Origin of the sequence: Veillonella tobetsuensis (genome assembly GCF_002959935.1) — a bacterium.
GTDB classification, from domain to species: domain Bacteria; phylum Bacillota; class Negativicutes; order Veillonellales; family Veillonellaceae; genus Veillonella; species Veillonella tobetsuensis.
Map to the genome: position 1 here is coordinate 218,902 of NZ_PPDF01000012.1, position 24,297 is coordinate 243,198.

Sequence of the window (24,297 nt, forward strand, 5' to 3'; positions counted from 1 at the left end):
ACATAAGCAGTCTATGGGGCTGTGAGCATGGTGCGGCTTAGATGTAAGTCCTGCCGGGTAACCGAGAGGAGTAGTAGTGGGGAGCTATGGGCTTATGAGCGAACCTTCCAGCAGGCGAGTGTGGGGGCAAAGACCAGGTCAGCCGTATTACGGGCACATGAGGCTTTTCTCATGTGCTTTTTTCTTTTATGCATATGTATATAACAAAATACTGTTTTAGCTGATTAGTATGCCATTTATGTTATACATTCTGCGTATAATAATTCAATGATTGTATAAAGATTATGTAAAATTCATTGATATACTGGTTTTTAATGATTTTTTTATACATAATTGTTGACATAAATATACTTTCTATATATACTATATAAATAAATTTAGTTATAGTATGAGGTTAAGATTATGTTTAATAAAAAGGTAAAAAAATTAGTTTTAGGTGGTTTGATGGCTGTTATGGCCGCCTCTTTGATTGGTGGTTGTGGTTCTAATTCTACCTCTGCACCATCCAAGAATAAAATTGTTGTAGGTACAAATGCTACTTTTGTGCCATTTGAGTTTAAAGATGATAAGACTCAAGATTACGCTGGCTTTGACATTGAGTTAATTCGTGCTATTGGTAAACGTATTAATAAAGATGTGGAACTAAAAAATGTATCCTTTGATGCTTTGATTCCTGCGTTAAATACACATGATATTGATGTAGCTGCTTCTGGCATGACTATTACAAAAGCACGTAGTGAAAAGGTATTATTCTCTTCTCCTTATTATGAAAATGCATTAGCCATTGTTTATAAAGATAATGGTAATATTCACTCTTTAGATGATTTAAAAAATAAAAAAATCGCTGCTCAAATGGGGACAACTGGTTCTGATTTAGCTAATAAAATTGAAGGTACAACAGTTAAAGTATTTGACCATAGTAATGAAGCCTTATTGGAACTGTTAAATGGTGGTGTTGATGCTACTGTTATTGATTTGCCGGTTGCTCAATACTACAGCACAAAACATCCTGATGCTAAAATCCAAATTTTGGCATATCCAAATACTAAGGAATATCTTGGCTTAGCTATGAATAAAGATAATAAAGCGTTGCAAGAACAAATTAACAAAGCAATTGCAGATATGAAAGCTGATGGTGAGTTCAATACATTATACAAAAAATGGTTTAATGTAGATGCACCTGCAGATATGCCTGTAGTGTTAGATTTTAAATAATTAGGGAGTAATAAATGGACTGGAATGTCATAACAAGTAATTTACAATTATTATTATATGGTGCTTGGATGACCATTAAAATTACAGCAGTAGCAGTAAGCTGTGGTTTTATTATTGGTTTGATTGTCTCCTTAGCGAGAATGTCGAATTTTATTTTGATTCGCTTAATTGCTAAGTGTTATGTTGACATCATTCGTGGCACACCAATGCTTGTACAAATCTTTATGATTTATTTTGCATTACCTCAAATTATTGGTATGCGAATTGATCCTTATGTAGCAGCTGTTGCAGCATGTAGTATTAACTCTGGTGCTTATGTATCTGAAATATTCCGTGCTGGTATTCAATCTGTGGATAAAGGTCAAATGGAGGCCGGTCGTTCGCTAGGTCTCACATGGTGGCAAACAATGCGTCATATCATTATTCCACAAGCCTTCAAGGCGTCAATTCCTCCTTTGGGTAATGAATTTATTGCGATGTTGAAAGATTCTTCTCTTGTATCTGTAATCGGATTTGAAGAATTGATGCGTCGTGGTCAGTTGATTATTGCAAAGACTTATGCAGCCACAGAAATTTGGGGAACGGTAGCTATTATCTATCTATGTATGACATTACCGATTTCTCGATTGGTAGCTTACCTTGAAAGGAAATATAACGTAAAATGATAGATTTAAAAGATGTACGAAAATCATTTGGTAAAAATGAAGTATTAAAAGGTATCAACCTTCATATTGATAAAGGTGAGGTTGTAGTAATCATTGGTCCATCTGGCTCTGGTAAAAGTACAGTATTACGAACAATGAATTATCTTGAAGAACCTACAAGTGGTCAAGTCATTGTGGATGGCATGGATTTGTCAGACAAGAATAAATTAAATGAGGTTAGAACAGAAGTAGGTATGGTGTTCCAAAACTTCAATCTTTTTCCGCATATGACTGTGCTTGAAAATTTAACTTTAGCACAAATTAACGTACGAAAAACTGATAAAAAAGCTGCTAATGACATTGCAATGAAATTATTAGAACGCGTTGGATTATCAGATAAGGCAAATGTGTATCCTGATTCTCTTTCTGGCGGTCAAAAACAACGTGTAGCTATTGCTCGCGCATTGGCAATGAAGCCTAAAGTTATGTTATTTGACGAGCCTACATCTGCGCTTGATCCTGAAATGGTTCGCGAAGTATTAGATGTTATGAAATCATTGGCCGATGAAGGCATGACAATGGTTATCGTAACTCATGAAATGGGCTTTGCAAAAGAAGTAGCAGATAGAGTACTATTTGTTGATGGTGGTCTTATATTAGAAGATGGTTCTCCATCACAAGTATTCGATGCTCCAACTAGTGATAGAACAAAATTGTTCTTGTCCAAAATATTATAAGAACTTAATTAGCCACCTATATTATTAGATGAAGTTAATGTAGGTGGTTAATTTTTGTATTCATTTAGATATAAAAAATTTTGATATCTTATTTTTGAGTCTCTTTGAATTGATTATAATATAAAGATTTTTCTAAAATAGATTAATTCGTATTAATAGATATTATATATAAATATTTGTGATATATATAGAGTTTATGTATGCTAACTAGTAAGAATGGATTCATTGGTATTATATATTCTTGTAATAATCATATAAATATAAATAGAGGAAATATATAATAAAACCTGATTGACCATATAAATACAATATTTTTTTGATATATATAGAAAAGTATAATGATAATTTATGTATAATAATTAGTCAAAAATAACTTAGTTTGAGTTTGATATTTTATACATGCTATGGTATGATACCAATATAAGCAAGACAGTAAGACAATATATTTTTTAGGAGGATCTTACCATGTTAGGTAAAGTAAAATGGTTTAGTGCAGAAAAAGGTTATGGCTTTATTGAAAGAGAAGATGGAAGTGATGTATTCGTTCATTTCTCTGCTATTCAAGATGATGGCTTCAAATCTTTAACTGAAGGTCAAAATGTAACATTTGATATCGTTGATGGTAATCGTGGACCACAAGCAGCGAATGTTGTAAAAGCGTAAATACATACCAAATATTACATAAAAACAAAATTATAAAAATCCCAACGCTTGATTTGTTGGGATTTTTTTGCGTTTGATAGCGCACAATACATATTTCTACAAAAAATATAAAAAATTACTCGAAAAAGAGGAGTTTTACACATAAATGTAGAAATACTAAATAAGACACCAGAAATAGAATAATTAAATAGATTCTTAAAACTGGTTGTTGATTTTTAGAAAGGGTGTTGACATATGAAAGTAGCAATCAGAGGTAAAAACATTGAAGTAACAGCGGCTCTTCGTGAGTACGTAGAAAAAAGATTAGGCAAACTAACTCGTTACTTTGATGATGAGTTAGATGCACAAGCAGTTTTATCTGTAGTGCGAGATAAAGCAACTATCGAAATTACATGTTTCGTAGATAAAATCGTATTGCGCGGCGTTGAAACAAACGATGATATGTATGCAGCAATCGATTTGGTAGTAGATAAAATTGTTCGTCAAATCCATAAACATAAAACTCGTTTGGCAAAACGATTCAAACGTGCAGAAGCTTTCCATCCAGACGTAGTACCTCTTGAAACACCAGTAGAAGAAGAAAAAATTGAAGTTGTAAAACGTAAACATTTTGCAGTTCGTCCTATGGATGTAGAAGAAGCTATTTTGCAAATGAACTTAATTGGACATGACTTCTTTATGTTCTTTAATGCAGAAACAGAAACAATGAATGTTGTATATCGTAGACATGATGGTTTCTATGGTTTGATTGAACCAGAAATTCAATAATATATAGTCGGTTACCAATTAATTGCCCTTTTACATTGGGCTAACCGAAGCATATAGACGATGGATGCCCGAAAGGGCATCCATTTTTGTAATAGCATATACATCTCTATAGAAAAGCCTTGAATTCTTTGACTATTCAAGGCTTTTTCGGTATAATGAATTAGATATAATAATGTAAGATATCCCGAAGAGGAGTGATTTGTTTGTTCGGCTTTTTACAAAGTCTTATAGGAAATAATAGCGCAAAAGAAGTTAAAAAAATGCGCAAAATTGTAGATCATATTAATGAACTAGAACCTAATTATGTAAAATTAAGCGATGCTAATCTTGTCAGTAAAACAGATGAGTTTAAACGTCGTTTACAAAAGGGAGCAACTTTAGACGACATTTTACCGGAAGCATTTGCCGTATGTCGTGAAGCTTCAAAGCGCGTACTTGGCATGCGTCATTTTGACGTGCAATTACTAGGTGGTATTTGCCTACATAGAGGCAATATCGCAGAAATGCGTACAGGTGAAGGTAAAACTTTGGTGGCTACCTTGGCTGTATACCTTAATGCTTTAACAGGTAAAGGTGTTCACGTTGTAACGGTTAATGACTATTTGGCTACACGCGATAGTGAACAAATGGGTCGCTTGTATAATTTTCTAGGCCTTTCTACAGGTCTCATCGTTGCAAATCTCGATTACAACCAACGTAAACAGGCCTATGGTGCTGATGTAACATATGGTACTAACAATGAATTTGGTTTTGACTATCTTCGCGATAACATGGTTTCCGATGTAGCTCAAATGGTACAACGTCCATTAAATTATGCTATCGTCGATGAAGTGGACTCCATCTTGATTGATGAAGCGAGAACTCCGTTGATTATTTCTGGTCCTGGTAATCGTTCTACTGACAATTACTATAAATTAGCTAAGATAGTGCCTCATCTTGTGAAAGATGAAGACTATACTGTCGATGAAAAACAGAAGACCATTGCACCTACTGACTCAGGTATTGAAAAAGTAGAGAAAATGCTTGGTGTTGAAAACTTGTATGATGCTGAAAATATTGAGTTGAACCATTTGTTGGGCGCATCCTTGCGCGCTCATGCTATGATGCATCGCGATACGGATTATGTAGTAAAAGACGGCGAAGTTGTTATTGTTGACGAATTCACGGGTCGTTTGATGTTCGGTCGTCGTTATTCTGATGGCTTACACCAAGCTATTGAGGCTAAGGAAGGTCTTAAGGTTGAACGTGAAAGCCAAACATTGGCATCTATTACGTTCCAAAACTACTTCCGTATGTATGAAAAGTTGTCTGGTATGACTGGTACAGCGAAAACAGAGGAAAAAGAATTTAACGATATCTATGGATTAGACGTTATTCCAATTCCTCCAAATCGTCCTTTGATTCGCGTGGATTTACCAGATCTTATCTTCAAAACTAAGGCGGCTAAATATCGTGCTGTTGTTCGCAATGCTGTAGAACGTCACCAAACGGGCCAACCTATTTTGATTGGTACTACATCCATCACTCAATCTGAAGAACTTTCAGATATGTTATTGCGCGCTGGTGTACCACATAAGGTATTGAACGCTAAACATCATGAACAGGAAGCAGAAATCGTAGCAGATGCTGGTCAAATGGGTATGGTTACAATCGCCACTAACATGGCTGGTCGTGGTACAGATATCACTCTTGGTGAAGGTGTTCCAGAACTTGGTGGTTTAGCAATTTTGGGTACTGAACGTCATGAAAGCCGTCGTATTGATAACCAATTACGTGGCCGTTCTGGTCGTCAAGGTGACCCAGGTTCCTCTCAATTCTTCTTATCCTTAGAAGATGATTTAATGCGTATCTTTGGTGCTGATAATATTTCTGGCATTATGGATAAATTAGGTATGGAAGAAGATGAACCAATTGAACATTCCTTAATTACAAAATCTATCGAACGAGCTCAAAAGAAAGTTGAGGATCATAACTATAATATTCGTAAATACATCTTGGAATATGATGATGTTATGAATCAACAACGTGAAGTGTTATATGAACAACGTCGTCGCATTTTAGGAAATGATTCTTTACGAGACACTATCATTGAAATGATTGATAAGCTTGTAACAGAAGCTGTCGATGCGTATGCTGATGAAAAATTGTATCCTGAAGAATGGGATTACGAAGGTTTACATAAACACTTGAGTCAATACTTCTTAACTTCTGAAATTATGTCTACAGAAGAAATGGAAGAATATACGCGTCAAGAATTGGATGAACGCTTGCATGAAATCGCTCATAGCGAATATCAAGATCGTATTGACTTGTTAGGCGATGCGATGTTTAGCCAACTTGAAAAAGCAATTATGCTACGTGTTGTCGATAGTAAATGGATGGAACATTTGGATAATATGGATATGCTTCGTGAAGGGATTGGCCTTCGTGCATATGGACAAAAGAATCCATTGGTGGAATATAAATTTGAAGCCTACGATATGTTCCAACACATGATTGAATCTATTCAAGATGAAACAATCATGGCATTATACAAAATTCGTGCACAATTGATTCAGGAAATTGAAGAACCAGTTGATCACTTAGAAGGTGCACAACCCCATCATGAAGATGTGTTGGAGCCACAAAACATAGATTAACATTTGTGAAATGGCACGTTGCTCAATGGGACTTTTACCTTCTGGGCAACGGCCATTTTTCATTTTAGTAATACAGTAAATTATTACTATGGTAATGTAGTAGAGACACAAAGGTGGTGACATAAATTGTTAGATGATTTAAAGCCTATTATTTCTGGTTTAGAAGAACGAATTTATGGAATGAGGGATTCACTTTAACATCGCTCAGAAAGAAGATCGAATTTTTACACTTGATGTTCAAATGAGTGATCCTACATTTTGGGATGATCCTGATAAGGCTCGTGAAGTTTCTCAAGAGGCAACGCAATTAAAAAATTCCGTTGAAGGATATAAGCAATTAGTATCAGATATTGAGGATGCTAGCGTCATGTTAGATATGGCGATTGAAGAAGAAGATCTCTCTATGGAAAGTGAAATCAAGCAATTCGTCAATGATATTCAAGAAGCCGTAGAAAAACAAGAGGTGTTGCTTTTACTCGGCGGTGAATACGATACAAATAATGCGATTCTTACCTTCCATGCTGGCGCTGGTGGTACAGAAGCACAAGATTGGTGTTCTATGTTGATTCGTATGTATTTACGTTGGGCAGAGAAAGCAGGCTTTTCTGTAGAACTTATGGATGAACAACCTGGTGACGAAGCGGGCATTAAGAGTGCTACATTCCTTGTTAAAGGGGAATATGCATTTGGTTATATGAAGTCTGAAAAAGGTGTACATCGCTTAGTGCGTATTTCACCATTTGATGCTGCTGCACGTCGTCATACATCCTTTGCAGCTGTCGATGTTATGCCGGAAATTGATGATACTGTGGAAATTAACATCGACATGAAAGATGTTCAAGTTGATACGTATCGCGCTAGTGGTGCCGGTGGTCAGCATATTAATAAAACAGATTCAGCAGTTCGTATGACTCATAAACCGACAGGCATTGTTGTGCAGTGTCAATCACAGCGTTCTCAAATGCAAAATAGAGAACAAGCACTTCGTTTATTGCGTGCAAAATTATTTGAGTTAGAGTTAGAAAAGCAAGCTGAGTTAAAGGAACAGATTGGTGGTACGTACCAAGCTATTGAATGGGGCAGTCAAATTAGATCTTATGTATTCCATCCATATAATATGGTTAAAGATCATCGTACATCGGTGGAAACAGGTAATGTTCAAGCCGTTATGGATGGTAATTTAGACCAATTTATTGAAGGCTATTTAAAGAAAGAAGCTAATTTAACTGTATAGGTGCAATTATGAAGAAATTTTTACTATTCATAGTCTTTCTTATTGTTGTTTGTGCTGTAGGGGCTCAATTTGTAGTACCTAAATATATGGAATCTATCGTTGAAAGTGAAATCAATAAATCACTACAACCATCGAGTCAAACCGTTGTTATTGAATCTACACCTGCTTTTAAATTAGTGTATGGTCAGGCTGATCGCGTTGCGGGAACTTTGGAAAATGTTCAATTAGGAAAATTAAACTTTTCTAGCTTTCGTTATGAAGCTAATAATCTAGTTATCAATCCAGTATCTCTCATTGCATCTCATGAGGTTGACGTATTAAGCCTTGGACCGTCCTATATAGAAGGTGTAGTATTAGAAAATGATTTAAAAACATTTCTCATTCAAAATACGGAAGGGTTGCAAGATGCAAATGTAAGTATTGATAATGAGCGTATTTCTTTAACTGGAACCGTTAATATTATGGGTTCTTTGAAGGGACAAGCCAGTTTGCAAGGTTCATTACAATTAAAAGATAATGTTTTATCCTTTGCACCAAGTCGCTTTACAGTAAGTGGTTTGACTATTGGTGGTATTACATCTCAACAATTACAACCAATTTCTATTTATGATTTCAATAATTTCCCAATACCAGTGAAAGCTGAATCAGTTACAGTTGAAAAAGGTGAAATTCATATTAAGATTAAACCTGTACTCAATTAGAAAGGAATTATCGTGCATACTGCTAAGAAAACTAAGCACTCATTGGTTCTTATTCTATGTATTATAGTTGGCCTTATCTCTGCACTCTATTTAGTAGTGGAGCGCAATACGATTGAAAAGGCGCAGAACCATATTGAAAATATTATAGATTATGATGCTGTTCTTCGTGCTAATGCCTTTGAAAAGCGTAGTCAAAAAGAAGCTTTTGATGCACTAAAAGAGGCAGGTGTAACTGCTTTTGCTATTTATGATAGAACTTTGGAGAAAGCAAATGATGCTGGTGAAATTAAACTACTTTCATCACAAGATATGTCAAATGTCCGCATCAATGGCAGTTCTATTAAACCAGGCGCTACTTATGTTGCCCTTATTACTGGTAAAGAAGGGTATTATAAGGAAATTCGAGAGGATTTATATCATCGTATTAGTAAAGAGAAGGTAAAAGAGCTTAATACTAGTATTGGACCTGTATTAGAATTACAAGGTGCTACCGCTGATAGTTATGCGAAAATGAATTTAGGCGTTTCTAGAATTCAAGCTATGGAAGTTGCCAATCGTGGCTTTAATGTCATCATTCGTCCTACAAATTATAGAAATGTAACACCAGAAGATATTAAATATGTGTTTAATCGATTAGAAGGGGTCCCTCGTGTAACGGGCATTATTTTTGCTGGTAAAGAGGCACTAGGTGCTCCTAATCATATCGATGAAACCTTAGAGGCTATGAATACGCTTCACATTCCATTGGTAGGTATAGAAGCTGTTAATCAATTGCAATACGAACCTCAACTAGGTTTCTTAGAAATGGCGGAAAAGAAAAATTATAGCGTAGGTCGTGTTTATACTATCGCTAAAGAGGAATTAAAGAAAATTACTCCTGAAGAAGCAGCACAACGTTTCTATATTAGTGATATTGAACGTAATATTCGCTATAATTTATTCCCAATTTATGAAGTTGGTCAAAATAATGAGACTGTATTACAAACAACTATCAATTATATCCAAAGTGCTAATGATAAATTGAGCGCTAAAGGTTATAAATTTGGGGCTGCTGATATTTATCCAGCATATACACAAAACCCTTTATTAGTTGTTCTAACTATGATCGGTAGTATTGCATTATTTGTGTATGTAGGACAAATGTTTATTTCTATGTCACAGCATAAGCAATTAGTTTTGTTCTTCGCACTATCCTTGCTTTCTATTGTTGCATTTATCGTAACTAGTGGTACTCTACTAGTACAAATTTGGGCTTTATCTGCTGCTGTTATGGCACCGGTAGGTGCTATGGTTATGCTCATGGAGGAATGGCGTAGATCAGGTGGCACACGTCCTGTTGGCCCATGGAAATCTACTATATTCGCAGTATTTTATCTAATTATAGCAGCATTGTTTGCAGCTATTGGTGGCATGTATATTTCAGCATTATTGGGAAATACAAAATTCTTTATGGAGTTTGCCATTTTTAGAGGTGTTAAGCTTACCTTTGTGTTGCCAATTATCCTTGTTATGATTGCATATTTACAACGTTTTCCATTATGGAAAGGCCGCATGATAAATACTAGAGCAGAGGCTAAGAAATTTATTTGTGAATTTTTAACAATGGATGTGAAAATCTATGTATTCTTTGTTGCGGCAGCTTTAGGTGCAGTAGGCTGGGTATTTGTAGGCCGTAGTGGACATACCGCTGGTGTTCCAGTACCAACTTTTGAACTTGTATTGCGCAGATTTTTAGAAAATACATTATATGCTAGACCACGGGAAAAAGAGTTTATCATTGGGCATCCATTATTGATGTTAGCTACATTCGCTTTCTTACGTAAATGGCCTATGGTAATACATTTTGTATTGACCTTAGCAGGAGTTATTGGTATTGCATCTATGGTAGAAACATTCTGTCATATTAGAACACCTGTATTCATGTCCATCATGCGTGGTTACGATGGTTTATTACTCGGTTGTGTGCTTGGGGTTGCACTTATTCTCGCAGTTCGTTTAGTAATCTATATCTCACAATGGGCAATGCGTCGGGAGGACTGTCATGAGTAATATTGTTATTTCCGGTTACTATGGCTTTGGTAATGCTGGTGATGAAGCGATGCTTTGTGCCATTATCGATGCCATTCGTGATGTAGAAGGTGATGCACATATTACGGTTATATCAGGTAATCCTCAAGAAACTAGTAGAAAGCATAATATTAAGGCAGTTGGAACATTTGCTGCCTTTGGTATATTTAATGCCATAAGTAATGCAGATCTTGTTATTAGTGGTGGTGGCAGTTTATTACAAGATGCTACCAGCATACGGAATACATATTACTATTTAAGCATTATGGGGCTTGCAAAATTACTGGGAAAACCAGTTATGCTGTATTCTCAAGGCATTGGTCCTTTGTATCGAAATTCTACAAAACGTGCAGTTCGATTCATGTTACAATATGTGGATGGTATTACCGTCCGTGATACCATTTCTAAAGATGAGTTATTTGCTTTAGGCATTAAAAATGTTGAGGTGACAGCGGATGCTGTATTAGCAATGCATAAAGCTGATTTATCAATAGGTGCGAATATTTTAACTAAATATAACTGTGCTTCTTCTGAAAGTGGGCTAAAACGAATTGGTATTGCAGTTCGCCGTTGGAAGGACGATACGGCTTATAGACAAAGTTTAGCCGATGTTTTGAGTCGTCTCAGCATAAATCAAAATGCGGAAATCATCTTTGTTCCTATGTCACATCCAGATGATACAAAGGAAGCAAAAGCTATTGCATCGTTAATGACGGTTAAACCGATTGTGTTAGAAGGACCTTTTACAACGGAGGAGCAGCTTTCATTATCAGGTAATGTGGATTTGATGATTGGCATTCGACTACATGCACTAGTATTTAGTTCATTAATGGGAAAACCTGTTATTGGTATTTCTTATGATCCTAAAATTACAAGCTTTTTACATATGATTGAACAGGAACCAATAGGGACCATGACGGAGCTACATCAAGAGGTACTGTATGACCGCTGTATAGAGTTATTAAATTCTACTGAATCATATCAACATTCCTTTGATCGTATCCAAACATTGCGCAAGGTATCAAAACGCAATGCTGAATTTGCTATTTCCCTTTTAGAAGAGTGTTAACTATAAATTGGATATATCCAGAAAGTGAGGTCTTTATGACTACATTGAGTCAAGATCAAAAACAATTAGTACAAGAGAAGGCTAAAGCAATTCGCGTTAGCATCGTACAATCCGTAACAGCAGCTAAATCAGGTCATCCTGGTGGTTCTTTATCTATTGCTGATGTTATGTCTCTTTTATATTTTGTTGAAATGAACGTAGACCCAGCTAATCCTAATAAGCAAGATCGAGATCGCTTTGTTCTTTCTAAAGGTCATGCTGCGCCAGCACTCTATGCTACATTAGCAGAAAAAGGATATTTCCCTAAATCCGAATTATTGAATTTGCGTAAAATCAATCATTTCTTACAAGGTCATCCGGATATGAAACATACACCTGGTGTCGATATGTCTACTGGTTCTTTGGGCCAAGGCATCTCCGCTGCTTGCGGTATGGCTTTAGCTGGTAAAGTAGATAATGCTAATTATCGTGTATATTCTATCCTCGGTGATGGTGAACTTGAAGAGGGCCAAGTGTGGGAAGCAGCCATGTTTGCCGGTCACTATAAATTAAATAATTTGACTGCCTTTGTAGATTATAATGGCCTACAAATTGATGGTGATATTGAAAAAGTTATGTCCCCATTGCCAATTCCAGATAAATTTAAAGCTTTTAAATGGAATGTTATTGAAGTAAATGGTCATGATATTGACGAATTACATCAAGCAATTCAAGAGGCGAAGGCTTTCACAGAAGGTCCGACATGTATTGTAATGCATACTGTAAAAGGTAAAGGTGTTGCAGAAATGGAAGGTCAAGCTGGTTGGCATGGTAAGGCACCTAGTGAAGAACAAGGTGTGGCATTCGTAAATGAAATCATGGGGGTACAATAATGGGTAAAGCAACACGTGAAGCGTACGGCAATGCGCTAGCAAAAATTGGTAAAGAGAATTCTAATATTATTGTTCTTGATGCTGATTTATCAAAATCTACTAAGACGGATACATTTAAAAAGGAATGTCCCGAGCGTTTCTTTAATGTTGGTATTGCAGAGCAAAATCTCATTTCTGTAGGTGCTGGTCTTGCGGCAGCTGGTAAAATTCCATTTGTATCTTCCTTTGCTATGTTTGCAACCGGTCGTGCATTTGAACAAATCCGTAATGCTGTATGCTATCCAAAGCTTAATGTGAAGGTTTGTGCTACTCATGCAGGAATCACTGTAGGTGAAGATGGTGCAACTCATCAAAGTTTAGAAGATATTGCATGTATGCGTGTTTTACCTAATATGACTGTTATCGTACCAGCCGATGAAAAAGAAACAGAAGCTGTTATTACATGGGCTGCCAACTATAATGGGCCAGTTTATGTACGTCTCGGCAGAGCTGGTGTTGATGATGTAACTGCAGATGACTACACATTTGTACCAGGTAAATCTAATCAATTAAAAGATGGTTCCGATGTTACTATCATTGCTTGTGGCGCCTTAGTTGGCCCTGCTGTAGAAGCATCTAAACAGTTAGAGGCTGAAGAAATTTCTGCTCGTGTTATTAATATGGCATCTATTAAGCCTATCGATAGCGAAGCTATTATTAAAGCTGCAAAAGAAACGGGTGCTATTGTAACAGCAGAAGAACATAATGTTTTAGGTGGTTTAGGCTCTGCTGTATCTGAAGTTGTTGTTGCTAATAAGCCAGTACCGATGGAATTCGTTGGTGTCCAAGATACATTTGGGGAGAGTGGTACACCAAAAGAATTGATGGAAAAATATGGTTTAACAGCTAATGATATTGTAATGGCAGCTAAAAAAGTGGTGACACGTAAATAAAAGGGGAACCGATGATAGAATTTAAGAATGTTAGTAAAGTGTATGACAATGGATCTACCGCACTTGATAATGTGTGTCTCACCATTAATGATGGTGAATTTGTATTGATTTGTGGTCATAGTGGGGCTGGTAAATCTACATTATTTAAACTATTGACTCATGAGGTTATGCCTGATTCTGGTACAGTAATAGTTGATGAGTTCGATGTTACGAATATGAAACGTAGTAAGATACCAAAGTTACGTCGGAAATTAGGCGTAGTATTCCAAGATTTTCGCCTATTACCTAATAAGAGCGTAGCTGAAAATATCGCATTTGCTTTAGAGGTTATCGAGGAGAAACCACAGGTAATTAAAGAAAAAGTGGCGCATGTACTCGAGCTTGTTGGTTTGTCTGATAAGGCAAATGATTTACCAGAGGATTTGTCTGGTGGTGAACAGCAACGTGTCGCTGTGGCTCGAGCTATCGTCAATCGTCCAACAGTACTCATTGCTGACGAACCAACAGGAAACTTGGATCCTAATACAAGTAAAGATATTGTTGATTTGTTTAAGCACATTAATAATTTTGGCACTACCGTTATTATGGTTACACATAATATGGATATTGTTACCTATTTAAATAAGCGAGTTATCGAATTAAAAGATGGTCGTGTTCTTAGTGATAATATGAGGGGTGCAGAGTTTAATGAAGCCTAGAACAATGAAATATTTCTTTAAAGAAGCACTAAAGTCTATGAAACGCAATGGTCTCATGACATTGGCTTCCATTTCCACAGTAGCCTTATCCTTATTTATGCTTGGTGTATTCCTTTGTGGTGTAATCAATTTAAATAACATGGCAGCTAGTTTGGAAAATCAAGTACAACTAAGTGTGTATTTAAAGGATGGCCTTACTACTGACCAAATTATGGCGGTTGGTAGACAAGTAAAAGCAATTCCGAATCTAAAACATTTGGAATTTGTAAACAAAGAACAAGCCATGAAGGAGTTTAAAGAACGATTAGGTGATCAACAACAATTGGTTAATGCTTTGGGGGGGATAAATCCCTTGCCAAACTCTTATGTTCTTACCTTCGAGAATCCAGAAGATGTTAAAGCAACAGCTAAGCTTGTATCAACATTCCAAGGTGTTGAAAGTACACATTATGGACAAGATATTATAGAAGAGTTGTTCCGCGTTACACAAATTATTCGTATTGGTGGTATCGTCCTCATCGGATTCTTAGCTGCAGCGACATTGTTTATTATATCTAATACAATTCGATTAACCGTATTTGCTCGTCGTAAAGAAATTGCGATTATGAAATATGTAGGTGCTACGAACTGGTTTATTCGTTGGCCATTTGTTATTGAAGGTATGTTGTTAGGCTTAATAGGCGCTATTATTGCAGTGTTGTGTGTAGGAGAGTTTTATCATTTCATAACTATGGAAGTATCTGATTCTCTTGCATTCTTCCCATTAGTACCTATGTTCCCATTCTTTTATCAATTGGTTGGTTGTTTAATCGGCGGTGGTATCATTGTGGGCATTATAGGTAGTACCATTTCGTTAAAACAATACATGAAAGTATAGTAGAGGGCTTATGAGACAGTATACATTAAAAACTCGTCTCGTAGCGGCCCTTCTTACGGGAGTGGTATTGTGCGGGACACCAGCCTTTATTATGGCTGAAGATGAGGATTTAACGAATCAGTTAGATTCAATTCAACAACAAGTGAATCAACAAAATGCTATAAAGTCTGATGCAGAAACTGTAATCGGTAGTGTATCTGAACAATTACGTCAAATAGAGGGGCAATTGCGACAAGCTACTACAGAGTTAAATACTATTACAGAACAACGGGTAGCTGTAGAAAATGATATTACTCTAAATGAACGTCAGTTGGCAGAAGCACAAAAGCGCTTAGAAGGTCGTGAAGCCGTATTTTATAAACGGGTGCGTGATATTTATATCAACGGCCGTCTTAGTTATTTAGATGTAGTTATTGGATCTAAAGATTTTAGTGACTTTGCAAATCGCTTAGAAGTATTAAAAAGAATTATTGATTCCGATATTAACTTGATAAGTGAAATCAAGAAAGAACGCGCTCAAATTGAAGCGCATAAGAAAAAGCTTGAAGAAGATCGAGCCAAGTTAGTGGAATTAGAAAAAGCGGCTCTTGCAAAACAAGCTGAGATAGAACAGAAAAAAGCAGAACGCAATGTTGTTCTTCAAAAAGCACAAAATGATAGAGCTGTTGCAATGCAAGCTATTGAAGAACTAAATGCTTCATCAGCACAAATTAGTGCTATGTTAAAAGAACGACAAGCGGCTCGTGCCGCTGCAGCAGCTGCGGCTGCTCAATCAGCAGGACAGGGTTCATCTTATACTTGGGTTCAAGGTACAGGCCAATTAGGATGGCCAGTTAGTGGTGAAATTACTTCACCATATGGATATCGCGTTCACCCAATTTGGGGAACCACAATTTATCATTCCGGTATTGATATTGGTGTCGATGAAGGCACTCCTGTTCATGCCGCTGATAGTGGTGTTATTGTTTGGTCCGGATGGATGGGCGGATATGGCTATGCTGTTGTTATTGATCATGGCAATGGTTTATCTACATTGTATGGCCATAATTCTGAATTGGCAGTGGATGAAGGCCAGTCTGTTTCTAAAGGGCAAGTAGTAGCGTATGCTGGTAGTACAGGTAATAGTACAGGGCCACATGTTCATTTTGAAGTACGTGAAAATGGGGATCCTGTAGATCCTATGGGTTATTTATAGAATGAATAGTAATATTAAAAGACTATGTTTACAACTAATTAAATATATAGTGGCATCAATTGTTATGATGTGGCTTGTATTTTGGTACATATCTGGATCGCCATATGGTTTACCTCGTTTTGTGGTTACCTATTATGTGGCAACACAAAAGTTTATGACACCAATCAGCAAGGCTACACTTTTTGATGGGATGTTAAAAGGTCTTATTGCGTCTTTAGGAGAACCACATTCTGTCTATTTAGACGCAGAAGATTTAGAAACCATGAAAGAGCATACTTCTGGTACTTATGCTGGTGTTGGCATGGTACTTGGTCATGGCCCTAAAGGTCTAGAGGCTGTGTCTGTTATTGATGATCAACCAGCTTACAAGGCCGGTATTAAAAGTGGAGATCATATTGTATCTATAGATGGTGTAGATACAAGTTCTATGACTATTGAAGAATCAGCAGCAAAAATTCGTGGCAATGCTGGAACAGATGTAACAATTGTGGTCGAACGCGACAATCAGTTGTTGACATATACTGTTACAAGAGAAGAAATTGTGTTACCTACAGTAAAAAGTAAAATGTTGACAGATCATATTGGATATATTCGGATTAGTCAGTTTGCTGAACACACAGCAGATGATTTCAAAACACAATATGATCAGTTACGCTCTGAAGGTATGACTTCACTTGTACTTGACTTACGAGATAACCCTGGTGGATTATTAAATAGTGCTCAGGATATAGCTAGTATTATTATGCCAGAAGGTACATTGGTATCCTTTACAACACGAGATAATGAAAAGCGCAACTATGTATCAGAAGGTAAGAATCCTGCATTGCCTATGGTAGTTCTTATTAATAAAGGGTCTGCTAGTGCTTCTGAGATTATTGCCGGTGCTATTCAAGACAGAAAACTTGGCACTATATTAGGTACAAATAGTTATGGTAAAGGTACCGTTCAAAGTGTATATCCAAATTTTGAACAAGAAGGTATTAAGATTACGATTGCTAAATACCATACGCCAAATGATCGTGTTATTGATGGCACAGGTATTCAACCAGATGTTGTATTAGAATTACCAAAGGGAACTTCTCCATCTGGTAATATTACAGATATTCAAATTCAAAAGGCAATAGAACTTTTAAAATAGTTTTGCAGAAAAGGATGTAATTATGTTTATAGATCGCGCTCGTGTATTTGTAAAAGCGGGTGACGGCGGAGATGGCATGTCCAGTTTCCGTCGTGAAAAATATGTTCCTAATGGCGGACCTAGCGGCGGCGATGGTGGCCAAGGGGCAGATGTAATTTTAAAAGCGGATAAAAATATCAACACCCTTGTTGATTTCCGTTATAAACGTCAGTTTAAAGCTCCAAAGGGTGGCAATGGTGAAAGTGCCAATAAACATGGTCGAGGTGCAGATGATTTAATTATCCCTGTACCATTAGGTACTGTTGTTAAGGATGAGGAATCTGGTAAAGTATTCTGTGATTTAGTACATGATGGAGATACATTTGTCATTGCTAAGGGCGGCCGTGGCGGTCGTGGTAATGCACGATTCCTTTCTAGCTCTAATCGTGCACCTACATTTGCTGAAAAAGGTGAACCAGGTGAAGAGCATTGGCTGCAATTAGAATTGAAAGTGTTAGCTGATGTGGGCTTACTTGGGTATCCAAGCGTTGGTAAATCTAGTATTTTACGCAAGGTATCTAAAGCACAACCAGAAGTAGCAGCGTATCATTTTACTACCTTAACACCAGTATTGGGAGTTGTTACAATCTCTGGTGATCGTAGCTTTGTATTAGCCGATATTCCTGGTCTTATTGAAGGGGCTAGTGAAGGGGTAGGACTTGGTCATAATTTCTTACGCCATGTGGAACGGACGAATATTTTAATTCATGTTCTCGATGTATCAGGCATGGAAGGCCGTGATCCAAAGGTAGACTTTGATGCTATTAATGAAGAGTTACGTAAGTATTCTGAAAAATTAGCTGGTAAGAAACAGATTGTAGCACTTAATAAAATTGACCTTGTATTTGATGAAGATACTATTCCTAATACGAAAGCGTATTTTGAAGATAAAGGCTATGAAGTATTCTTAATTAATGCTCTAAGTGGTGAAGGTTTGCCAGAACTTATGGAACGAGCATATTACTATGTAGAAAATTATGAGCCTGAGATTGAAGCTACTGATGATACCGTAATGTATGAAGCTAAACCTGATACGGAGTTTGTCATCACCCGTGGCGACGATGCAGCCTTTTATATTACAGGTAAACGTATTGAACGCCTTGTAGCGATGACAAATCTTGATGATGATCAATCCTTACGCCGTTTCCAACGTATTTGGCGTTTTATGGAATTGGATAATAAATTACGTGAAAAGGGATGTCAAGAAGGCGATGAAGTTGTAATTGGTGATCAACGCTTTACATTCAGAGACTAGGAGTAATAATGACAGGAAAACAAAAACGATATTTACGATCTTTAGCAGCTACTATGCCAGCGGTTGTTCAAATCGGTAAAAATGGCCTTGAAAACAGTGTTATTGATAGTGCTAGAGCGGCATTAATGGCACGTGAACTAATCAAGGTTAAACTGCTTAATAATAGCCCTGAAGATAAAGAAATTTTCCAAGAATTAGCTGATATGCTTGGTGCTGAATTAGTGCAAGTTATCGGATTTAACGGTGTTCTTTATAAAGCTAAAAAAGAACCTAAAATTATATTACCTAAATAATTGTTATAACCTTTTTCCCTTACATAGGAGACGATTTTATGAGAGATGCCATTAAGAATGCTAAACGCATTGTTGTAAAAGTGGGGAGCAGCACATTATGTTACCCAAATGGTCATTTAAATTTAGAACGGATTGAGCATTTAGTCCGTCAATTATCAGATCTTGCTAATCAAGGGAAAGAGGTTATTCTTGTTTCCTCAGGTGCTACTGGTGCAGGTTTGGCTCCACTAGGATTTAAAGAAAAACCAAGAGATCTTGTATTGCGTCAAGCCTCTGCAGCAGTTGGTCAAGGTGTGCTAATTCATATGTATGAACGTATGTTTCGAGAGTATGGTAGAACGGTGGCTCAAATATTATTGACGAAGGAGGATAGTACCTCTCGTCATAGCTATTTGAATTTGCGTAATACTTTGCATGCTTTATTACAACTTCATGTAATTCCAATCATCAATGAAAATGATGTAGTAGCCATTGAGGAATATAAAATAGGTGATAATGATACATTATCTGCTACTGTAGCAGGTATCGTAGAGGCAGATGTATTAATTATTTTATCTGATATAGATGGATTATATACGGCAAATCCTGCCACTAATCCAGAAGCAACCTTAATCCATGAGGTTTCGATGATTACCGATGAAACCTATAAAATTGCAGGTGGTGCTGGATCTAGTATGGGTACTGGTGGTATGTATACAAAAATAAAAGCGGCCCATATGGCAACCAACTCAGGTATTCACATGATTATTACTAGTGGAGAATCGGATAATTCTTTACGCAGAGTTTGTAAGGGTGAAGACATAGGTACATTATTTATTGCTAATAATCAAGGTGTTTCTCAAAAACATCACTGGGTTGCGTATGGCAAACGTTTAAGTGGTTTTATTACTATTGATAATGGTTGTGCTAGTGCTGTTTTGGATAAGGGTGCTAGTATTCTTCCAGCGGGTATCATTTCTGTAGATGGCATTTTTGAACCTGGTGATACTGTATCCATTCTGTATGATGGCAAAGAGATTGCTCGTGGTTTAGTAAATTACAGTTCATCAGATTTAGTTAAAATTAAAGGTCATAATACACAGGATATTGCGCGTGTATTAGAAATTAATACAACCTATGATGAAGTCATTCATAGAAATAATCTTGTTATTATTCATTGATGAGGTGCTGCATGATTTCATATGAATCAATCTTTAAAAATATGGGCGAATCTGCTAGAGCAGCATCACTTGTATTACAACAATTGCCAGAGGAGCGCATCAATGATGTATTGCGTGCAATGGCTCAGGCTTTAGTAACACATACAGATCGTATCTTAGAGGCTAATCATAAAGATATGGAGTCTGCCCGTGATGTAGTGCCTGACACGATGCTTGATCGTTTACTTTTGTCAAAAGATCGTATTGAACAAATGGCAGAAGGTGTTCGGCAAGTCAGTTTATTGGCATCTCCTGTGGGCTCTGTTTTAGAAAGTATAAATAGACCAAATGGACTTCATATAGAAAAGAGAGCCGTTCCTTTTGGTGTTATAGGTATTATTTTTGAAGCGCGTCCAAATGTGACTGTAGATGCTGGTGCACTATGTTTTAAAACCGCTAATGCCACTATTTTACGAGGTGGTAAAGAGGCTTTCAATACAAATCAAGTTATTGTTTCCATTATGCAAGATGTACTTGAAGAACATGATTTACCTCGATTGGCTATCCAATTAGTGGAGGTCTTAGATCGTGAAGCTGTAAGTGTATTATTACAACAACGTCGTTATATCGATGTGATTATCCCGCGTGGTGGTGCTGGTTTAATTCAACGTGTTGTACAGGATAGTATGATTCCTGTTATTGAAACCGGAAGTGGTGTTTGTCATACCTATGTTGATGTTGATGCGAATCTTGAGATGGCCCTTGATATAGCTGTAAATGCTAAGGTACAACGTCCTTCAGTTTGTAACTCCATGGAAACACTGCTTGTTCATGAAGGGATTGCAAAAGAATTTTTAGTGGCTTTAGAAAAAAAATTAGCGTCTCATCATGTAACCATTCATGGTACGCCTGAGGTGTTACAAATAATAAAAGGTATAGCTGTTGATGAACATTCTTTTAGCACAGAATATAATGATTTTGATTTAAATGTAGCCATTGTTTCATCTTTGGATGATGCTATTTTACATATTAATCGTTATACAACACATCATTCAGAAGCCATTGTTACAGATGATGTTGCATCTGCACAGCGTTTTATGAATCTTATAGATTGTTCAACTGTATATCATAATGCTTCTACTCGTTTTACAGATGGTTTCGAATTTGGTTTTGGTGCTGAAATTGGCATTAGCACTCAAAAGCTTCATGCTCGTGGTCCAATGGGCTTACAAGCATTAACATCTTATAAATATTTTGTATTTGGTACGGGGCAAATTCGTTCGTGATACGCTTATATTATTTATTGCGAGCTTACTATCGTTATATACAGACTCCAAAAGGTTCTTATGAGTGGGTATCGTATATAAAAGCAATTACATTATTTATCTTGATTTGTATTATAGTCATAAAGGGTGTGGCTTATATATGGTAGAAACAAGGCGCATAGGTATAATGGGAGGAACTTTCAATCCCATTCATTTAGGTCATCTTATGATTTCAGAGGTCGCAAGGGAAACTTTCAAACTAGATAAGGTTATTTTTGTTCCTGCCCGTATTCCTCCTCATAAACATAATGATGTTATTGATGCAAAGCATCGATATGCGATGACCGCTGCCGCAGTAGCAGATAATCCATATTTTGAAATATCTGATGTGGAAATGCGTCGTGAAGGGCCTTCCTATACTATTGATACGATTCATTATTTTAAAAATATATATGGGGACTCTGTTGAGTTTTTCTTTATCGCTGGCACAGACACAATACGAGATTTACCAAATTGGAAATTTATTGAGCAATTATTAGATAATTGTCACTTTATTGGTGCCATGCGTCCCGATGGATCTCAAGTTATAGATACTACCTTAGATTTATTAGGGCCTAAAGCTCATGATAAGATTCATTTAATGAATGTACCAGAAATGAAATTATCTGCTACTTATTTACGTGATAGATTACGACATGGATTAACGGTGCGCTATATGTTGCCTAAATGTGTAGTTAAGTATATTGAGAAATATGATATTTATCGGAAGGAATAATATAAGGTGGATATAAAAGAGATTGAAACCGATTTATCTAATAAATTAAGTAAAAAACGTTTTATTCATACATTAGGTGTAGTAAATTCTGCTATGTATTTAGCCAAAAAATATGGTGCAAATATTGAGGATGCTCATTTAGCTGCACTTTTACATGATTGTGCTAAAGAAATTCCTCTCTTAGAAATGCGTGATTTAGTTGCAGATTTGCCTTGTGACCAAGATATGCTACATAGTGGTGCCTTGCTACATGGTTTGGCTGGAATGGTTTTGGCTAATACTCAATATGGTGTAACAAATCCAGATATTTTGGAGGCTATACGCGTTCATACTACTGGGAAAGAAAATATGTCAAAGTTAGATAAAATTATATTTCTAGCTGATTATATTGAACCGAATCGTAAATTTCCTGGTGTAAATGATATTCGATTAGCTGCTGAACAGTCTTTAGATGCTGGTGTATTATGTGGTTTTGATATGACTATACGTCATTTAATTGATAGTGGAGATTCAATTTATCCACTCACTATTCTTAGCCGTAATGATCTATTGCGACATATGAAAAAAGGAGGTGCAAATAATGGATGAACTCGAAAAAGCACGTGCCCGTCGACGTAGAAGGCGTCGAGAGAGACAAATGAAGAAATCCAAGGTTCAGTGGGGACGATTAGTGATTGCCGTTGTATTAGCACTGTCTGTCATTTGTGGCATAGGTTGGGGCCTGTATAGTGGTGTTAGTTACGTTTATCACCGTATTACTAATACTGATACGGCAGCTACTATTGAGGAATCTAGTGAGCCAAAACATACTGATACAGTCAGCGTAGAGCAAAAGGCTTTAGATAAGCCTGTTTATGTATTGATTGTTGGCAAAGATAAAAATAATCCGAGTCAAGCCGATTCATTATTCCTCATGTCTATTAATATGAATACGAGTACGATGGATATAATCGGTATTCCTAGTAATAGTAAGATTGAAAGTAGAGATCAAAAATCTGTATCCATGTTAAATCAAATGTATGCAGATGGTGGTATTGAACTAACAAAGGCCGTAATAGAGGATGTATTTCATATCAGTATTCCTTACTATGTTATTGTTGACGAAACAGCTTTCAGAAAAACCAGTGATGTATTAGGTGATCAACAGTTTTATGTAGAAAAAAATATGGAACATGTTGATGCTGAAACAGGGAATAAGGATATCGATTTGCGTCGAGGCTATCAAAACTTAGATAGTGATAAAGCATTAGCCTATTTGAGATATGCTGATGAACATAATGATAATTTTAGCCGTGTACAACGACAAGAACGTTTCTTAAAACTTTGGGTTGAACGTGAGCAAGATCGATTTTTCCTAACTAAAGCTTGGCATATTTGGCGTTTATGGAGCCATTATGAAAGTAATATTTCCACATGGGATGCCATTAAATTGATGCGTTCCATTAGTCAAACTGAAAAAGATCATATTCATTTTTATATTTTACCTGGTGAAAAAGAGAAAATTGATAATATCGTTTACTGGCATGTTAATCCTACTGAGGCACAGCGTTTAGTAGGTATAACTATGGGAACATTATCACCACAAGATATGAGTCAATTTGTGTCTGCTCCTGTAGCAACTAAGGAAAAGGTTGCTGTTGAATCGGAACAAGGCACAAGAGCTAAGCCAAGTGAACCAGGTTCAGAAGCAGAAAAGAAAGAGTAAAATAGGAGATATAATGAAACAAAAAGAAGCAATTAAACAACATGCATTATCCCTTGCACAAGCAGCTTTTGATAAAAAAGGTCGAGATATTGAAATCTTAGATTTAGAAGGCATTTCTATGTTAGGCGATTATTTTATGATTGTAAGTGCTAACAATATTAAGCAATCTCAAAGTATTGCTGATCAAATTGAAGATGTTGCAGCTGAACAAGGTATGACAGTGCTTCATCGTGAAGGTTATCGTGAAGGTGAGTGGGTTTTACTAGACTTCGGTGACATCATTTGCCATGTATTTGGCAATGATGAAATTCGTGAATTTTATGGTCTAGAAGCCTTATGGAATGACGCTGAGCGTGTTCCTTTTGAAGGAGAATAAT

24 protein-coding genes are annotated in these 24,297 nt (G+C 36.5%); all 24 read left to right on the forward strand.

The features are described 5' to 3' along the window. Positions 1 to 402: 402 nt before the first annotated feature. The 24 genes from VTHSUH11_RS06930 (at position 403) to rsfS (ending at position 24,296) form a co-directional block, all read left to right on the forward strand. The gene (locus VTHSUH11_RS06930; protein ID WP_105093129.1) at positions 403 to 1,215 is read left to right on the forward strand and encodes a basic amino acid ABC transporter substrate-binding protein; all 813 of its coding nucleotides are present in this window, start codon (positions 403 to 405) and stop codon (positions 1,213 to 1,215) included. 14 nt (positions 1,216 to 1,229) lie between these two features. Then, on the forward strand, positions 1,230 to 1,880 hold the full coding sequence (locus VTHSUH11_RS06935; RefSeq protein WP_059362128.1) for an amino acid ABC transporter permease: 651 nt from the start codon (positions 1,230 to 1,232) through the stop codon (positions 1,878 to 1,880). After that, entirely contained in the window at positions 1,877 to 2,596 is a 720-nt protein-coding gene (locus VTHSUH11_RS06940; protein WP_059362131.1) for an amino acid ABC transporter ATP-binding protein, read from the forward strand. The genes VTHSUH11_RS06935 and VTHSUH11_RS06940 overlap by 4 nt, the downstream gene beginning before the upstream one ends. 465 nt (positions 2,597 to 3,061) lie before the next feature. Continuing rightward, entirely contained in the window at positions 3,062 to 3,259 is a 198-nt protein-coding gene (locus VTHSUH11_RS06945) for a cold shock domain-containing protein (RefSeq protein ID WP_059362134.1), read from the forward strand. A 234-nt stretch (positions 3,260 to 3,493) separates the two neighbouring features. Further along, positions 3,494 to 4,027, forward strand: coding sequence for a ribosome hibernation-promoting factor, HPF/YfiA family (gene hpf, locus VTHSUH11_RS06950; protein ID WP_059362137.1), 534 nt, complete (start codon positions 3,494 to 3,496; stop codon positions 4,025 to 4,027). A 203-nt stretch (positions 4,028 to 4,230) separates the two neighbouring features. Then, a complete protein-coding gene (gene secA, locus VTHSUH11_RS06955) occupies positions 4,231 to 6,666 on the forward strand; it encodes a preprotein translocase subunit SecA (RefSeq protein ID WP_105093130.1) in 2,436 nt (811 codons plus the stop codon). A gap of 126 nt (positions 6,667 to 6,792) precedes the next feature. Further along, a protein-coding gene (gene prfB, locus VTHSUH11_RS06960; RefSeq protein WP_244900000.1) for a peptide chain release factor 2 occupies positions 6,793 to 7,900 on the forward strand; the annotation gives its coding sequence in 2 pieces (ribosomal slippage) (positions 6,793 to 6,849 and positions 6,851 to 7,900; 1,107 coding nt in all). 8 nt (positions 7,901 to 7,908) lie between these two features. Then, positions 7,909 to 8,601: an LmeA family phospholipid-binding protein gene (locus VTHSUH11_RS06965; protein WP_059362145.1), complete on the forward strand. Its 693-nt coding sequence runs from the start codon at positions 7,909 to 7,911 to the stop codon at positions 8,599 to 8,601. 12 nt (positions 8,602 to 8,613) lie between these two features. Next, positions 8,614 to 10,650, forward strand: a complete 2,037-nt coding sequence (locus VTHSUH11_RS06970) for a DUF5693 family protein (protein ID WP_105093131.1) — start codon at positions 8,614 to 8,616, stop codon at positions 10,648 to 10,650. Continuing rightward, the gene (csaB, locus tag VTHSUH11_RS06975) at positions 10,643 to 11,737 is read left to right on the forward strand and encodes a polysaccharide pyruvyl transferase CsaB (protein ID WP_105093132.1); all 1,095 of its coding nucleotides are present in this window, start codon (positions 10,643 to 10,645) and stop codon (positions 11,735 to 11,737) included. Before VTHSUH11_RS06970 ends, csaB begins: the two co-directional genes overlap by 8 nt. 35 nt (positions 11,738 to 11,772) lie before the next feature. Then, complete coding sequence (locus VTHSUH11_RS06980; RefSeq protein WP_105093133.1) at positions 11,773 to 12,609, forward strand: transketolase; 837 nt, start codon at positions 11,773 to 11,775, stop codon at positions 12,607 to 12,609. After that, positions 12,609 to 13,541: a transketolase family protein gene (locus VTHSUH11_RS06985; protein ID WP_105093134.1), complete on the forward strand. Its 933-nt coding sequence runs from the start codon at positions 12,609 to 12,611 to the stop codon at positions 13,539 to 13,541. The genes VTHSUH11_RS06980 and VTHSUH11_RS06985 overlap by 1 nt, the downstream gene beginning before the upstream one ends. A gap of 11 nt (positions 13,542 to 13,552) precedes the next feature. Next, positions 13,553 to 14,239: a cell division ATP-binding protein FtsE gene (gene ftsE, locus VTHSUH11_RS06990; protein ID WP_059362160.1), complete on the forward strand. Its 687-nt coding sequence runs from the start codon at positions 13,553 to 13,555 to the stop codon at positions 14,237 to 14,239. Next, on the forward strand, positions 14,229 to 15,116 hold the full coding sequence (ftsX, locus tag VTHSUH11_RS06995) for a permease-like cell division protein FtsX (RefSeq protein ID WP_105093135.1): 888 nt from the start codon (positions 14,229 to 14,231) through the stop codon (positions 15,114 to 15,116). Before ftsE ends, ftsX begins: the two co-directional genes overlap by 11 nt. 10 nt (positions 15,117 to 15,126) lie before the next feature. Continuing rightward, on the forward strand, positions 15,127 to 16,311 hold the full coding sequence (locus VTHSUH11_RS07000) for a murein hydrolase activator EnvC family protein (protein WP_059362166.1): 1,185 nt from the start codon (positions 15,127 to 15,129) through the stop codon (positions 16,309 to 16,311). Between the two features lies 1 nt (position 16,312). Next, positions 16,313 to 17,449, forward strand: coding sequence for a S41 family peptidase (locus tag VTHSUH11_RS07005; RefSeq protein ID WP_105093136.1), 1,137 nt, complete (start codon positions 16,313 to 16,315; stop codon positions 17,447 to 17,449). 22 nt (positions 17,450 to 17,471) lie between these two features. Next, a complete protein-coding gene (obgE, locus tag VTHSUH11_RS07010; RefSeq protein ID WP_105093137.1) occupies positions 17,472 to 18,743 on the forward strand; it encodes a GTPase ObgE in 1,272 nt (423 codons plus the stop codon). 8 nt (positions 18,744 to 18,751) lie between these two features. Next, positions 18,752 to 19,036, forward strand: a complete 285-nt coding sequence (gene yhbY, locus VTHSUH11_RS07015; protein WP_059362174.1) for a ribosome assembly RNA-binding protein YhbY — start codon at positions 18,752 to 18,754, stop codon at positions 19,034 to 19,036. A gap of 38 nt (positions 19,037 to 19,074) precedes the next feature. Next, positions 19,075 to 20,196, forward strand: a complete 1,122-nt coding sequence (gene proB, locus VTHSUH11_RS07020) for a glutamate 5-kinase (RefSeq protein ID WP_105093138.1) — start codon at positions 19,075 to 19,077, stop codon at positions 20,194 to 20,196. Positions 20,197 to 20,207: 11 nt separating this feature from the next. Then, a complete protein-coding gene (locus VTHSUH11_RS07025; protein ID WP_059362180.1) occupies positions 20,208 to 21,461 on the forward strand; it encodes a glutamate-5-semialdehyde dehydrogenase in 1,254 nt (417 codons plus the stop codon). Between the two features lie 139 nt (positions 21,462 to 21,600). Further along, positions 21,601 to 22,215, forward strand: coding sequence for a nicotinate-nucleotide adenylyltransferase (gene nadD, locus VTHSUH11_RS07030; RefSeq protein ID WP_105093139.1), 615 nt, complete (start codon positions 21,601 to 21,603; stop codon positions 22,213 to 22,215). A 6-nt stretch (positions 22,216 to 22,221) separates the two neighbouring features. Next, entirely contained in the window at positions 22,222 to 22,803 is a 582-nt protein-coding gene (gene yqeK / locus VTHSUH11_RS07035; protein ID WP_105093140.1) for a bis(5'-nucleosyl)-tetraphosphatase (symmetrical) YqeK, read from the forward strand. Beyond that, complete coding sequence (locus VTHSUH11_RS07040) at positions 22,796 to 23,920, forward strand: LCP family protein (protein ID WP_105093141.1); 1,125 nt, start codon at positions 22,796 to 22,798, stop codon at positions 23,918 to 23,920. The genes yqeK and VTHSUH11_RS07040 overlap by 8 nt, the downstream gene beginning before the upstream one ends. Positions 23,921 to 23,933: 13 nt before the next feature. Then, complete coding sequence (rsfS, locus tag VTHSUH11_RS07045) at positions 23,934 to 24,296, forward strand: ribosome silencing factor (protein WP_105093142.1); 363 nt, start codon at positions 23,934 to 23,936, stop codon at positions 24,294 to 24,296. The last annotated feature ends 1 nt before the right edge of the window (position 24,297 follow it).